This window comes from Flexivirga sp. G2 (genome assembly GCF_055397625.1).
This window is the reverse complement of the sequence record NZ_AP039675.1, coordinates 926,382-939,146: the sequence shown is the minus strand read 5'-3', so window position 1 is coordinate 939,146 and position 12,765 is coordinate 926,382. Positions and strand designations below refer to the sequence as shown.

The window sequence follows — 12,765 nt, the reverse complement described above, 5'->3', positions numbered from 1 at the left end:
CGAGTTTAACAAGCGGTGAAATCCGGGTGTCGCAATTCGGTCGTCGGTCGACGTCACGCATCGAGGGCTGCCCTCGCCGCTTCCCGGAACAGTCGCACGCTGTCGCGCTCGTCGCCCAGATAGTGCGCTCGCAGGTCCCGCCGCTGCTGTGCCAGCAGGTCGGCGTCGGAGGTCAACACCGGTCGGAGACCCTCGGCGAGGCCCGTGCGAACGTCGACCAGGTATGCCGCCTTCAGCACGGGATACTCCTCGACGTCCGGGCGTTGCCGGGTGCGGGTCGGCAACACCACGGCCAGCGGTTTGCAGGACGCCAGGTAGTCCGAGGCCACACTCGAGATGTCCGTGACCATCGCGTCGGACCGGTTGAAGTTGTCGATGATGCCCTCCGTGAGCGCCTGGGTGCTCGGCAGGTGCGGACAATCCGGAGTCGCCGAGGACTCCAACAACGCGTCGATGCGGCTGATCGCCGTCATCGCGCGCCGCTGCCCTCTGGACAACGGGTGCGGCCGGAACACCACGCACGCACCTCCATCCAGCAACGCCTGCACGATCTGCTCGCCGTACTCCAATGAACTCAAGCTCATCTCGCGCATCCCCGACTGCCAGGTGGGTGCGTAGAGCACGGTGCGTCGTCCCGGAACCGGGAACGTGTTGTGCTCGGTGGCCGCCGCGACCTGCGGGCGGCCCACGACCACGAACTTGTGCTCGGGCATCGACACCCCGTGCCGCGCGAACCTGTCGATCGCGGCCTGGCCGGCCACGAAGTCCTTGTCGAACACGGCGAACATCGGGTGATAGCTCGATGGCTTGTCCGAGTCACCATGGTTGAGGTGCACGTGTGTACGGTCGATGTAGCGGATGCCATCGGCACAGGCGTTGTCGATGTTGACGTAGAAGAGGGCGCGCACACTGGGCACCATGCAGGCGTCCAACCCTGTCACCCGCGGGCAGGCGATGAGCGGCACGTCGGTCAACCGCGCGGCACGCGGCAGCATCTTCGGATTGCGGGCCAGGATCGCGAACGGCACACCGAGCTGCTCGAGGTACGGCAGCCACATCCGGATCTGGTACTCGCCGTCGACCGGGCCACTGAAGTAGACGAAGAACGCGGGGGCCAGCCGTTCCAGGGCGAGCGTCACGTCGCGGTTGACCGTTCCGTTGCGGCGGACGCGCACCGCATGCCGCATCCGTATGACGCACCCGACGAGGCTCGCCAGCACGCTGCCGAACACGATCAGGCTGACGAAGTCCGGGACCCCCCACACGGACTCGAGGATGAGCAGCAGCGTCAGCAGACCGACGGCGAGCGGCACGACCGGCGCGAGCGCCCCCGGCTCCTGCGCCCGCGGATCATCAGGAACGCCAGGCAGATTCACCGTCCGCACGCGCGGGACGATCCGCTGGTGCAGTGGTTCCTGCGCCAGGCCGACCGCGGCGCACACCCCGATGGTCAGCGCGACCCAGATCGTCGCGCCACCGTGTGCGCGCAGGCTGAGCACGCACGACAGTGCTGCCATCAGTGAGCTGGCGGCCAGCACCGGTCCCGGGCGATAGCGGGAGACCACGACGGCGCCGGCAAGCTGTCCCAGCGCGAGAACCCCGACGACGAACCCTGGTGCCGGCCACGTCGCGAGAGCGACCGTGACCGCCGCGAGCACGATCAATGCCGCGACCCCTGCACTCGACCGAGCGGCTCGACCAGCCCCCACAATCGCGCTCCACGGCCGCTGATACCGGTCGTTCACGTGACTCCTCCCAATTGTTCACCGCGGCGATTGTCGCAGGTGACCACGGTCGATTCTTGCCTTCGACGAAACGCGTTCCGCACGTCACGTCGGCGGGTCGGTGCCATGAACCCGCGGTTGGTCGCGCTGCGCCGGGGACGCCGCATCAGCTGATGCCCCTGGTCCAGCGGTTCTTGTCCCCACTGATTTAGGATCGCGCGACATGACTGCTTCGCTGTCCCGACCGCTCGTCCTTGCCGCAGCCGGCGCGCTGATCGCCGGGCTCACCGGATGCTCGGGATCCGGCAGTGGGGCCGCAACGACACCCACGACGCATGTGTCGATCCCGACCACGGTGACCGCAGCGCCGACGCCCACCCCGAGCACGTCCACGGCGACGGGCAGCATCAGCAGCAGCGACTCGTCGTTCTCCCTGGTCGCGCCCACCGGCTGGAAGAAGCTGGACCAGAAGCCGGCGACGCTGGCGATCAAGGCCGGGTCGCCGCAGGACAAGGTCACGACGAACTTCAACGTGGTGGTGCAGAACCCGTTGCCGGTGCCGGCGCTCGACGACGTCGTGACCCAGGCGGAGATCGCCTGGCGCCAGCAAGGCGTGCACATCAAGGACAAGCCGGATCGCACGATCGGCGGGCTGCCGGCCCGCGGGTACACCTTCGACCGCAAGGCGCAGGGCGCCGACTTCACCCAGACGCAGTACTTCGTGGTCTTCCGAAGTCACGTCTATTCGATGACGATGACCAGCGCTTCCTCGGCCGACGCCGCAGCGGGGGCGGATCAGGCGTTGTCGGCGATCTTCTCCACCTGGGCCTGGAAGCAGCAGTGACGGTCCGCGAGCGCTGAATGCGCGCTCGCCGCTCGCGCGTCGGGGCGACGTGCGACGATGGCAGGTGTGAGTGAGAAGCAGCAGAAGTCGCAATCGCGCAGTCAGCCGTCGCCCGAGGCGTTCCGGTCCTTCATCAGCTCCGGATGGACGCCGCGCAGCGATGCCACGCCCGCCCGGGCAGCCGTCGCGGACTTTGCCGCGGAGCGCCGTTCGGCCGTGTCGGAGGCGTTCCCGGGTGAGCGTCTCGTCATACCCGCCGGTGGTCTGAAGGTCCGCAGCAATGACACCGACTACATCTTCCGGCCGCACTCGGCCTTCGCCCACCTGACCGGCCTGGGCGCCGACCGCGAGCCGGACGCCGTCCTCGTGCTCGAGCCGCGCGACGGCGGCGGGCACGACACGGTCCTCTACTTCCGACCGTTGGCCGGACGGGACACCGAGGAGTTCTTCGCCGATTCGCGGTATGGCGAGTTCTGGGTCGGCAGTCGCCCGACGATCGAGGACATCGAGGCCGAGCTGGGCGTCATCGCCCGGCACATCGACGAGTTCACCGACGCGGTCGCGAAGGACGCCGGTGAGATCGGCGTCCGAGTCGTCCGTGATGCCGACGCCGAGGTCACCGAGACCGTCGACAAGGCGCGTGCCGCCGAGGCCGAGGCCGAGTCTGCGTCCGAGCAACGCCTCGAGGCGGACGCCGAGCTGGGTCGGGTGTTGTCCACCCTGCGGCTGATCAAGGACGCGTTCGAGATCGAGCAGATGCGCCAGGCCGTGAACGCGACCGGGGAGGGCTTCGACGCCGTCATCGCCGAGTTGGCGGAGGCAGTGCGCCGTGGTCGCGGTGAGCGGTGGGTCGAGGGCGTCTTCGGCCTGCACGCCCGACACCGTGGCAACGGTGTCGGCTACGAATCCATCTGTGCCGCAGGCGATCACGCCAACACGCTGCACTGGATCAAGAACACCGGCGACGTTCACGAGGACGACCTGGTGCTGCTCGACGCGGGCGTCGAGGTCGACTCGCTCTACACCGCGGACATCACCCGCACGCTGCCGGTCGACGGCACCTACGACGAGGCGCAGCGCAAGGTCTACGAGGCCGTGTATGCCGCCCAGCAGGCGGGCATCGCCGCGGTCAAGCCGGGCAACAAGTTCTCGGACGTGCATGCTGCAGCGATCCGGGTGATCGCCGAGCACCTGCACGAGTGGGGCCTGCTGCCCGACGGTGTCGACGTCGAGGGCACCCTCGACAAGGAGAACGGCCAGTTCCACCGCCGGTGGATGGTGCACGGCACGAGCCACCACCTCGGCATCGACGTGCACGACTGTGCGTTGGCGTTGCGGGAGGACTACATGGACGCCGAGCTCAAGCCGGGGATGATCCTGACGGTCGAGCCGGGTCTGTACTTCAAGGCCGACGACGAGCTGGTGCCGGAGGAGTTGCGCGGCATCGGCGTGCGCATCGAGGACGACGTGCTGGTGACCGAGGACGGCCATGAGGTGCTGTCGGCGCACATTCCGAGCAAGGCCGACGACGTCGAGGCCTGGATCGCACGAGTGCAGGCGGACTCGAAGGCCTGAGCCGACAACCTCTTCGGACATGACGAACGGCTGGTGCCGACACTCCCCGTTAGTGCCGGCACCAGCCGTTTCCTCCCCAATGCTCCGGCCCTTTCGGTGCCGGAGGCGAGTCCCCCGCGGTGCTGATACTGACTAGACGACGCGGGGCGCCATTCCGTTGCACCGAATACCGGGACGTGTCCGTTTCGTGACCTTCGGGCTCAATAGACGTAGATCTGGCGGCCGTTCTTGAGATAGCCGCCACGGATCAGCATGTCCTGCGCCGAGATCGACAGCCGGCAGCAACCGTGCGACGCGTTGTATGTCGGCACACTGGTCGAACCGTGCATGGCGATGCCGCCGTTGAAGTAATACGGCTTGTACATCGACCCGAGCGCGCCGGTCTGCCAGCCGTTGACGTGGCTGCGCACGGTGAACTTCCCACTCGGTGTGCGCCCGTCATACCAACGGCCCCATGCGTAGAACGGCTTGTTGGCGCCGGTGCTGGTGTTGAGCGTGTAGCGCACGGTGGATCCCCACACCACGAGCGCGAGCTGGCGCGTCTTGTCGACCTCGATGCGATATCCCGCGCCATACCGCGGTGTACGCCGGGTGTTCGAGGCGACCTTGGTCCAGGTGAGCGGCCCGACAACTCCGTCCCGCACCAGCCCCCAGGCCTTCTGCAGGGCGAAGACCGCCTGCTGGGTCTGCCCGCCGAAGACGCCGTCGGCCGCACCGCACCAGTAACCGACGGCGCCGAGGCGCTGTTGCAGGTACAGGACGTTCGAGCCGCGACTGCCGTATTTGACGGTCGGCCGGGTCGCCGCCTCGGCGCTTCCCGCCTGGGCGATGCCGACGACTCCGATCGCGCCGACTGCCGCAGCACCGCCGAGTGCCTGCCGACGAGTGATCAACGTATTCATTTCTGCCCCCAAATTATTCACTGGTCACCCGGATGGATGACGCTGTCGAAGCCCCCCTCGACAAAACCATTGTCGTCGTGACTCGTCGGTTATGACGCCCGAATCGGCAAACAGGTTGTCCACCTGTCCAGACAAACTTCTCCGACGTCCCGCGCCCGGCGCGGGATAGGCTCACCTGGTGTCGGACGTGACTGCTGCCCTGGCGAAATCGAAGGTCGCGTGGCTGTTGCTGCCACCCGACAGCACCGTCCCGTGCTGGTATGCCGCCTCGGATGACACGGCATACATCGTGGGCGGCGAGGGCGAGCAGCCCATCCCCGAACTGCCTGGCGAGCTGCGGATCATCCTGCGGGACAAGGAGACTCGACGCGCAATCGGTCCCGTCCCGGCTCGCGCCACGCGAGTGCAGCCCGACTCCGACGAGTGGGCGGCGGCCACCGGAGCGTTGCTCGCGGCGCGGCAGAGCAACCCGCCGAGCGGCCTGCAGGAGCACTGGGCGGCCCAGTGCGCGGTGTGGGCGCTGGAGGTCGGCGAGCAGTTGTCGACGCACCACGCCGAACCGCCGCACCCGTCCCAGGCCCCACCTGACTAACCTTTCGCAGGTGAGCAGCCGAGTTTTCGTAGCCCGGATCGCCGGACTCACCGTGCTGGACCCCTTGGGGGACCGCGTGGGGAGGGTCCGGGACGTCGTCATGAGTTTCGGCGGCTCCGAGCCGAGAGCCATCGGCCTGGTCACCGAGGTGCCGGGAAAGCGTCGGGTCTTCGTGCCGATGACCCGTGTCACCAGTGTCGACGCGGGCGCCGTCATCACGACCGGGCTGGTCAACATGCGACGCTTCGAACAGCGTGCCGGCGAAACACTTGTGTTGGCAGAGCTTTTCGACCGACGGGTGCAAGTCCGCCATGCCGGGGAGACCGTGACCGGGCTCGTCGAGGACATCGCGATCGAGCAGAACCTGCGGCGGGACTGGGTGCTGGCGAAGGTCTTCGTCCGCCAGGTCGACGGCGTCTCCTCGGCGTCGAAGGCGATGTCGCGGCTGACCCGTCGCCGCAGCGGCAAGACGATGCTGGTCGACGCGCGGGACGTCACGGGACTGCACCAGCAGGCCAGCGCACAGAGCGCGGAACGTCTGCTCGAGGAGTACGAGGACCTGCGGGTCGCCGACCTGGCAGAGGTCATCCACGACCTGAATCCCAAGCGACGCGCCGAGGTGGCCGCCGCCATGGACGACCACAAGCTGGCGGACGTGCTCGAGGAACTGCCCGAGGACGACCAGATCGAAATCATCGCCGGGCTGGACACCGAACGCGCGGCCGACGTGCTCGAGGCGATGGAGCCCGACGACGCGGCGGACCTGCTGTCCGACCTCCCGTCGGACCAGGCCGAGCAACTGCTGCAACTGATGGAGCCGGACGAGGCCGCTCCCCTGCGGCGTCTGCTGTCGTATGACGAGAACACCGCCGGCGGACTGATGACCACCGAACCCGTCGTACTCGGACCGGAGGCCACCATCGCCGAGGCGCTCGCGGTGGTGCGCCGGGAGGAACTCGCACCGGCACTGGCGTCCGCCGTCTTCGTCAGCCGCCCACCGCTGGAGACCCCGACGGGCCGGTTCATCGGCCTGGTGCACACCCAGAAGCTGCTGCGCGAGCCGCCGCAGACCGCGCTCGGCACAATCGTGGACAAGACCATCGAACCGGTGGGTGTCGAGGCGCCGCTCGGTGAGGTGACCCGTCAGCTGGCGACATACAACCTGGTGAGCATGCCGGTCGTCGACGACCTCGGCCGCCTGCTGGGCGCCGTCACGGTGGACGACGTGCTCGACCACATCCTGCCCGACGACTGGCGTGAGGCTCGGCACGATCCGCGGCCGTCCGACGCGCCGGCGACGGACGAGGAGGTCGTCTGATGGCCGACCGCGACGACGAGCGCCGCAAGGGCCGCCGACAGCAGGAGTCCGGCCGTTTGGACCAGCCGCGCGAGGCCGTCCGTCGGTGGCTGCCGCGCGCGCCGATGGACTCGGACACCTTCGGGCGGTTCGCCGAGGACTTCGCGCGGTTCATGGGCACCGCGCAGTTCCTGGTGTGGATGACGGTCTTCGTGATCCTGTGGATCCTGTTCAACCTGATCGGACTGTTCGGGCTCAAATGGGATCCCTACCCGTTCATCCTGCTGAACCTCTTCTTCTCCACCCAGGCGTCATACGCCGCACCGCTGATCCTGCTCGCACAGAACCGCCAGGACGACCGGGACCGGGTCACCCTGGAGGCCGATCGGGCGCGGGACGAACGCAACCTGGCTGACACCGAGTTCCTCACCCGCGAGGTCGCGTCCTTGCGACTTGCCATGCGCGACACCGCAACTCGTGACTTCGTCCGCTCGGAGCTGCGGTCGTTGCTGGACGAGATGGAGGAACGCGGCTACCTACGCCAGCCGGATCCGCCCGACCCAGCGGGCGACGAGGCGGCACCGGCCTAGCCGGTTCGACCCACCGGACCCGGTATGGCGCGGGTCACACGGGCTCGGGCGCCACGTGACCGCCGGAGGGCACCACTGACCCACGATTTACCATGGATTCCATGCCCACCCCTTCGTTGGACGCCATTCGCGCTGCACTGGCCACCGTCCAGGATCCCGAGATTCACCGGCCCATCACCGAGCTCAACATGGTCGAGTCGGTCGATGTCGCCGACGACGGCAAGGTCACCGTCACCGTCCTGCTGACGATCGCCGGCTGTCCGATGAAGACGCGGCTGCAGACCGACACGACCGAAGCCGTGAGCAAGGTCGAGGGTGTCACCGGTGTCGACGTCCGGCTCGGCGTCATGTCCGACGAGCAGCGCGCGGCGCTGAAGGACCAGTTGCGCGGCGGTCAGGCGGAGAAGGAAATCCCGTTCGCGAAGCCGGGTTCATTGACGCGGGTCTACGCGGTCGCCTCCGGCAAGGGCGGCGTCGGCAAGTCGTCCGTCACCGTCAATCTCGCTGCGGCACTTGCGGATTCAGGCCTTCGCGTCGGCGTCGTCGACGCCGACATCTACGGCTTCTCGGTGCCGCGGATGCTCGGTGTCGAGCACCGCCCGACCCAGGTCGACGACATGATCCTGCCGCCGGAGAGCCAGGGCGTGAAGGTCATCTCGATCGGCATGTTCGTGCCCGGCAACCAGCCCGTCGTATGGCGCGGGCCCATGCTGCACCGCGCATTGCAGCAATTCCTCGCCGATGTGTTCTGGGGCGACCTGGACGTGCTGCTGCTGGACCTGCCGCCCGGCACGGGCGACATCGCGATCTCGGTCGCGCAGCTGATCCCGAACGCCGAAGTCCTGGTCGTCACCACCCCGCAGCAGGCCGCCGCGGAGGTCGCCGAACGCGCCGGTGCGATTGCGCTGCAGACCAAGCAGCGGGTCGCCGGCGTCATCGAGAACATGTCCTGGATGGAGCTGCCGGACGGCACCCGCCAGGAGATCTTCGGCAGCGGCGGCGGCCAGCAGGTCGCCGAGTCGTTGACCCGCTCGATCGGTGCGCCCGTGGAGCTGCTCGGTCAGATCCCGCTCGACGTCACCCTCCGCGAGGGCGCCGACCAGGGCACGCCCGTCGTGCTCGGCAAGCCCGACTCCCCCGCTGCCGTCGCACTGCGCGGCATCGCCAAGGGTCTGGCCACCCGCTCGCGCGGCCTGGCCGGCCGTTCGCTCGGCCTCACGCCGACCGGCCGCTGAACGACACAAGGCGAAAGGGCCCGACCGATTCCGGTCGGGCCCTTCGCCTTGTGACTGGTTCGCGACGGCCGAAGCACGAAGGAGTTACGTGGCGTCGTGATCGAAGGGCGTCGCGCGGTCGGGGTCGAACTTGTGCGGGTCGTATGCCGGGCCGGCCGCGACCTGCGGCACGTCAGCGTCACCGCTCGGCTCGGCGTCCGGGTCGGGCTCGGGATCGAAGAGCGCGTCGCGCACGATCTTGCGGGGGTCGTACTGCCGCGGGTCGTACGCGCGCCAGTTGATGTCGTCGAACTCGGGGCCCATCTGCTCCTTGAGCTGCGACTTGGCCCCGTCGGCCATGTCGCGCACCTGCCGGATGTAGCCACGCAGCTTGCCGACGTACTCCGGCAGCCGGTCGGGGCCGATCAGGGCAGCGGCGAGACCGATGAGAATCAGGAACTCCCACCCGCTGATGCCAAACATGTCGACTCAAACCTTTCCCGCTACAGAGATCGCCGCCTGATTCTTGCACCCGGCCCGAACGCAGGTGGCAGCGACCGGCCGAGGCGGGTCGACAGCCGACCGTTCAGGGCGTATGCCGCGCCACGGCCTGTTCGAACATCGGCATCTCACGGGTGAGGGTCCCGCTGACCTTCGAGCGCCGCTGCACGACCGCGGTGGTCTGCGGCGCCGACACGTTGCGGACCACTCCCGCACGCTCGGGCGAGCCCGGGCGCGGGTTGTCCGGGTTCTGCGCGACACCACCGGCGGTCGACGCGACGAGCGCGACTCCGACGCAGCCGGCGACAGCGACGAGCGCGAACGCCATCGACTTGCGTACCGACTGGTACTGAGGCGGTGCGCTGCAGGTCACCACAGCAGGCGCAGGACGGGAACCGGCTCCGGGATGTCCGGCCGGCGCAGCGCCGCCGAGCGGGCCGTCCGGGCCGGTCGACGCGAGCGACAACAGGCCGGCCATCAATTGCTGGTGGCCACCGGAGTCGAAGCGGACCGCACGCAGCTGATCGATGATCGCGCGCTCCTGCTGCACGGCGTAACGGCAGTGCTCGCACACGGTCAGGTGGAGATCGGCGCGGTATTCGTCCTGGTCGGACAGCATGCCGTCGACGTAGTCGGCGACGCGCTCACCCAGGTGCTCGTGCTCGGCACGCGCGAACTGGTCGCGCGCGAAGAGCATCACCGCGCCGCCCCTGCGGGGGTCAACGTCGGCATGCCGATCCGGCGCCGTGCGGCCGGGCGGTTCTCCGGCGCACGGTGTGCCAGGGCCTCCCGCAGCTGCGCGCGGCCGCGGTGGATCCGCGACCGGACGGTGCCGAGCTTGATGCCGAGCGTGGCCGCGATCTCCTCGTAGGACAGACCCTCGATGTCACACAGGACGACGGCCGCGCGGAAGTCCGGCGCCAGTGCGTCCAACGCGCGCTGCACGTCGTCGTCGAAGTGGGCGTCGGCATACAGCTGCTCGGGGCTGCCGTCCCTGCTGGGCAGGCGTGCCGCGGCGTCATCCGCGAGCGCGTCGAAACGGATGCGCTGCTTGCGGCGCATCTTGTCCAGGAAGACGTTGGTGGTGATGCGGTGCAGCCAGCCCTCGAACGTGCCCGGGCGATAGGAGTGCAAGGAACGGAACACGCGCACGAAGACGTCGTGCGTCAGGTCCTCGGCGTCGTGCACATTGCCGGTCAGCCGGTAGGCCAGGCGGTAGACGCGCGCCGAGTGCTCGGTGACGATCTCCTCCCAGGTCGGCGGCTCCCACCCCGGTGGCGCCACATCGGGCACCTTGGTCTTGACTGCACCCCGCAGCAGTTGGTCGGTCATCGCTTTCGGCATTCCATCTCGTGTCGTCGACCTTGAGGCCTGTGCTTATCCAATGAACTTCTGTGCTTCCGACCACTCATCCTGCCGGATGAACCTGTGGCCCTGCTGTGGCATTTCTGTCACGCGGGACACGCCATGGTCTGTTGCACTGCACAACGACCGACGGTCCGGATTCGTTACCGCTGCACCGGACTAACTGATGTCCGGCCCGGTCGACTAGGTTCGGAACATGTCTTCACAGCGTGCGGCCAGCTGGGGGTATGCCGAGGAATTCGTGCCCGAGCCCGAGGTCGTCGAACGAGCGCGGGTACGCGGCGAGCAGCTCGGCTGCACGCCGATCGGCGCCGGCACCGGACCGGCGCTGCGGCTGCTCACCGCGGCGACGCAGGCGAAGGCGGTCGTCGAGGTCGGCACCGGCGCCGGGTCCTCCGGGCTGTGGTTGCTCGCCGGTATGCCGGCCGACGGTGTCCTGACCACCATCGACATCAAGGCCGAGCATCAGAGCGCCGCGCGGCAGGCGTTCGCCGACGCCGGCATCGCCTCGGCCCGGACTCGGATCATCACCGGCAATGCATTGCAGGTCATGGGCCGGCTGGCCGACCGCGGCTACGACCTGGTGTTCGTCGATGCGCACAAACCCGACTACCCCGCCTACGTCGACGCCGCGGCGCGGCTGTTGCGCAGCGGCGGTCTGCTGCTGATCGACAACATGCTGTGGCACGACCGGGTGGCCGATCCGGCGGTCCGTGACGAGACGACCGTGGTGCTGCGCAATCTCGGCAAGCAGCTGCGCGACGACCCGGACTGGACGACGACGATGCTTCCGGTCGGTGACGGACTGTTCGCCGCCGTCAAGCGGTGACCTTCCGCCATACGAACAACGGAACGGCCGCCCACGACAAGTCGTGGGCGGCCGTTCCGTGTAGTGACTCGGCGGTCAGCCGATGCAGCCGTCGATGGCCTCACCGAGCGCCGCAGCCTCCTCGGCGTTCATCTCGACGACCAGGCGGCCACCACCCTCGAGCGGCATACGCAGGAGAATGCTGCGGCCTTCCTTGGTGACCTCGAGAGGCCCGTCTCCGGTCCTCGGCTTCATTGCCGCCATCGGCTTTCCCCTTCCGTCCGCGTGGCTCAAATCCTCGGCCACACCAATGCCACGCGGTGCTTTACGACGCCGGTCTTCCGGCGGGTGCGACCAACAGTCCTGCGCATTATTTCAGCTTCCGCGGCGCAGAGGGAAATCCTCGTCCCCCGATACGCTGCAGGTTGTTCCCCCCGGGCGCACCGACCGCCGCCGGGTGATGCACCCACCAGCACTCCGAAGGAGACCCGTCCGCATGAGCGATTCCGCCGCAGCCGCACCCGTCCTCACCGAACGGACCGGTGGTGTGGCCACCGTGCGCCTGAACCGTCCCGACGCGATGAACTCGCTGGACATCACTACCAAGGAGGCGCTGCTGGCGGCGCTGCAGGACGTGGCGAGCGACGAGACGGTGCGCTGCGTGGTGCTCACCGGGACAGGGCGGGCCTTTTGCGTCGGCCAGGACCTGAAGGAGCACGTCGGGCTGCTCGCCGACGGCGCCGACGCCCTGTTCACGACCGTGCCCGAGCACTACAACCCGATCGTCACCCTGCTGTCCACGATGGACAAGCCGGTCATCGCCGCGGTCAACGGCGTCGCGGCCGGGGCGGGTGCTGCGTTCGCGTTCGCCGCCGACCTGCGCATCGTCGCCGACACTGCAGGGTTCAACCTCGCGTTCACCGGCATCGCCCTGTCCAGCGACTCCGGCTCGTCCTTCTGGCTGCCGCGCCTGGTCGGGGTGGCCAAGGCCAAGGAGTTGCTGCTGATGCCGCGGACGGTCAAGGCGGACGAGGCACTGGCGCTCGGCCTGGCCACGCAGGTGGTACCGGCCGACGGATTCGCCGCTGCTGTGCAGGACGTCGCCGCCCGCCTGGCCGCCGGCCCGACCAAGGCGTATGGCGCCGTCCGCCGCGCCGTGGAGTTCTCGGCGACCCACACGCTCGCCGAGTCGCTGGCCCACGAGGCCGAGCTGATGGCCTCCACCGGCTCGACGCAGGACCACCGGGCCGCGGTCGACGCGTTCCTCGCCAAGGAGAAGCCGACCTTCGAAGGCCGCTGAGTCCCAGGCGCAGCGCCGACGATCGCGGATCTCCCGGCGTACATCTCACTACT

At 68.6% G+C, this 12,765-nt stretch carries 14 protein-coding genes; 8 read left to right on the top strand and 6 right to left on the bottom strand.

The features are described from left to right. Positions 1 to 53 precede the first annotated feature (53 nt). A complete protein-coding gene (locus ACZ50J_RS04740) occupies positions 54 to 1,745 on the bottom strand; it encodes a CDP-glycerol glycerophosphotransferase family protein (RefSeq protein ID WP_464300119.1) in 1,692 nt (563 codons plus the stop codon). Positions 1,746 to 1,947: 202 nt separating this feature from the next. Here ACZ50J_RS04740 and ACZ50J_RS04735 point away from each other — a divergent pair, with 202 nt between their 5' ends. Next, entirely contained in the window at positions 1,948 to 2,568 is a 621-nt protein-coding gene (locus tag ACZ50J_RS04735; RefSeq protein ID WP_464300118.1) for a hypothetical protein, read from the top strand. A 57-nt stretch (positions 2,569 to 2,625) separates the two neighbouring features. Further along, a complete protein-coding gene (locus tag ACZ50J_RS04730) occupies positions 2,626 to 4,143 on the top strand; it encodes an aminopeptidase P family protein (RefSeq protein WP_464300117.1) in 1,518 nt (505 codons plus the stop codon). A 200-nt stretch (positions 4,144 to 4,343) separates the two neighbouring features. Here ACZ50J_RS04730 and ACZ50J_RS04725 read toward each other — a convergent pair whose 3' ends face one another. Continuing rightward, on the bottom strand, positions 4,344 to 5,045 hold the full coding sequence (locus ACZ50J_RS04725; protein WP_464300116.1) for a L,D-transpeptidase family protein: 702 nt from the start codon (positions 5,043 to 5,045) through the stop codon (positions 4,344 to 4,346). Positions 5,046 to 5,223: 178 nt separating this feature from the next. Here ACZ50J_RS04725 and ACZ50J_RS04720 point away from each other — a divergent pair, with 178 nt between their 5' ends. From ACZ50J_RS04720 to ACZ50J_RS04705, 4 genes are all read left to right on the top strand, one after another. Continuing rightward, a complete protein-coding gene (locus ACZ50J_RS04720; RefSeq protein WP_464300115.1) occupies positions 5,224 to 5,637 on the top strand; it encodes a hypothetical protein in 414 nt (137 codons plus the stop codon). A gap of 10 nt (positions 5,638 to 5,647) precedes the next feature. Continuing rightward, complete coding sequence (locus tag ACZ50J_RS04715; RefSeq protein WP_464300114.1) at positions 5,648 to 6,955, top strand: magnesium transporter MgtE N-terminal domain-containing protein; 1,308 nt, start codon at positions 5,648 to 5,650, stop codon at positions 6,953 to 6,955. Then, a complete protein-coding gene (locus ACZ50J_RS04710; protein WP_464300113.1) occupies positions 6,955 to 7,524 on the top strand; it encodes a DUF1003 domain-containing protein in 570 nt (189 codons plus the stop codon). Before ACZ50J_RS04715 ends, ACZ50J_RS04710 begins: the two co-directional genes overlap by 1 nt. 101 nt (positions 7,525 to 7,625) lie before the next feature. Further along, the gene (locus tag ACZ50J_RS04705; RefSeq protein WP_464300112.1) at positions 7,626 to 8,759 is read left to right on the top strand and encodes an Mrp/NBP35 family ATP-binding protein; all 1,134 of its coding nucleotides are present in this window, start codon (positions 7,626 to 7,628) and stop codon (positions 8,757 to 8,759) included. Positions 8,760 to 8,843: 84 nt separating this feature from the next. Here the strand turns inward: ACZ50J_RS04705 and ACZ50J_RS04700 are convergent, their stop codons facing one another. From ACZ50J_RS04700 to sigE, 3 genes are all read right to left on the bottom strand, one after another. Continuing rightward, entirely contained in the window at positions 8,844 to 9,221 is a 378-nt protein-coding gene (locus ACZ50J_RS04700; RefSeq protein WP_464300111.1) for a twin-arginine translocase TatA/TatE family subunit, read from the bottom strand. Between the two features lie 103 nt (positions 9,222 to 9,324). Further along, positions 9,325 to 9,939: a zf-HC2 domain-containing protein gene (locus tag ACZ50J_RS04695; RefSeq protein WP_464300110.1), complete on the bottom strand. Its 615-nt coding sequence runs from the start codon at positions 9,937 to 9,939 to the stop codon at positions 9,325 to 9,327. Beyond that, the gene (gene sigE / locus ACZ50J_RS04690; protein ID WP_464300109.1) at positions 9,936 to 10,571 is read right to left on the bottom strand and encodes an RNA polymerase sigma factor SigE; all 636 of its coding nucleotides are present in this window, start codon (positions 10,569 to 10,571) and stop codon (positions 9,936 to 9,938) included. The genes ACZ50J_RS04695 and sigE overlap by 4 nt, the downstream gene beginning before the upstream one ends. 229 nt (positions 10,572 to 10,800) lie before the next feature. Here sigE and ACZ50J_RS04685 point away from each other — a divergent pair, with 229 nt between their 5' ends. Next, complete coding sequence (locus ACZ50J_RS04685; protein ID WP_464300108.1) at positions 10,801 to 11,433, top strand: O-methyltransferase; 633 nt, start codon at positions 10,801 to 10,803, stop codon at positions 11,431 to 11,433. A gap of 75 nt (positions 11,434 to 11,508) precedes the next feature. On the opposite strand, the gene ACZ50J_RS04680 is transcribed toward ACZ50J_RS04685, so the two are convergent. Beyond that, the gene (locus ACZ50J_RS04680) at positions 11,509 to 11,676 is read right to left on the bottom strand and encodes a DUF3117 domain-containing protein (RefSeq protein WP_325548752.1); all 168 of its coding nucleotides are present in this window, start codon (positions 11,674 to 11,676) and stop codon (positions 11,509 to 11,511) included. A gap of 232 nt (positions 11,677 to 11,908) precedes the next feature. On the opposite strand from ACZ50J_RS04680, the gene ACZ50J_RS04675 reads away from it, so the two are divergent. Then, a complete protein-coding gene (locus tag ACZ50J_RS04675; protein WP_464300107.1) occupies positions 11,909 to 12,712 on the top strand; it encodes an enoyl-CoA hydratase/isomerase family protein in 804 nt (267 codons plus the stop codon). Positions 12,713 to 12,765 lie beyond the last annotated feature (53 nt).

Coding starts and splice junctions, on each gene's coding strand:
- ACZ50J_RS04710 (WP_464300113.1), top strand. CDS start 6,955: ATGGCCGACCGCGACGACGAGCGCCGCAAGGGCCGCCGACAGCAGGAG.
- ACZ50J_RS04725 (WP_464300116.1), bottom strand. CDS start 5,045: ATGAATACGTTGATCACTCGTCGGCAGGCACTCGGCGGTGCTGCGGCA.
- ACZ50J_RS04680 (WP_325548752.1), bottom strand. CDS start 11,676: ATGGCGGCAATGAAGCCGAGGACCGGAGACGGGCCTCTCGAGGTCACC.
- ACZ50J_RS04675 (WP_464300107.1), top strand. CDS start 11,909: ATGAGCGATTCCGCCGCAGCCGCACCCGTCCTCACCGAACGGACCGGT.
- ACZ50J_RS04735 (WP_464300118.1), top strand. CDS start 1,948: ATGACTGCTTCGCTGTCCCGACCGCTCGTCCTTGCCGCAGCCGGCGCG.
- ACZ50J_RS04705 (WP_464300112.1), top strand. CDS start 7,626: ATGCCCACCCCTTCGTTGGACGCCATTCGCGCTGCACTGGCCACCGTC.
- sigE (WP_464300109.1), bottom strand. CDS start 10,571: ATGACCGACCAACTGCTGCGGGGTGCAGTCAAGACCAAGGTGCCCGAT.
- ACZ50J_RS04685 (WP_464300108.1), top strand. CDS start 10,801: ATGTCTTCACAGCGTGCGGCCAGCTGGGGGTATGCCGAGGAATTCGTG.
- ACZ50J_RS04700 (WP_464300111.1), bottom strand. CDS start 9,221: ATGTTTGGCATCAGCGGGTGGGAGTTCCTGATTCTCATCGGTCTCGCC.
- ACZ50J_RS04730 (WP_464300117.1), top strand. CDS start 2,626: ATGGCAGGTGTGAGTGAGAAGCAGCAGAAGTCGCAATCGCGCAGTCAG.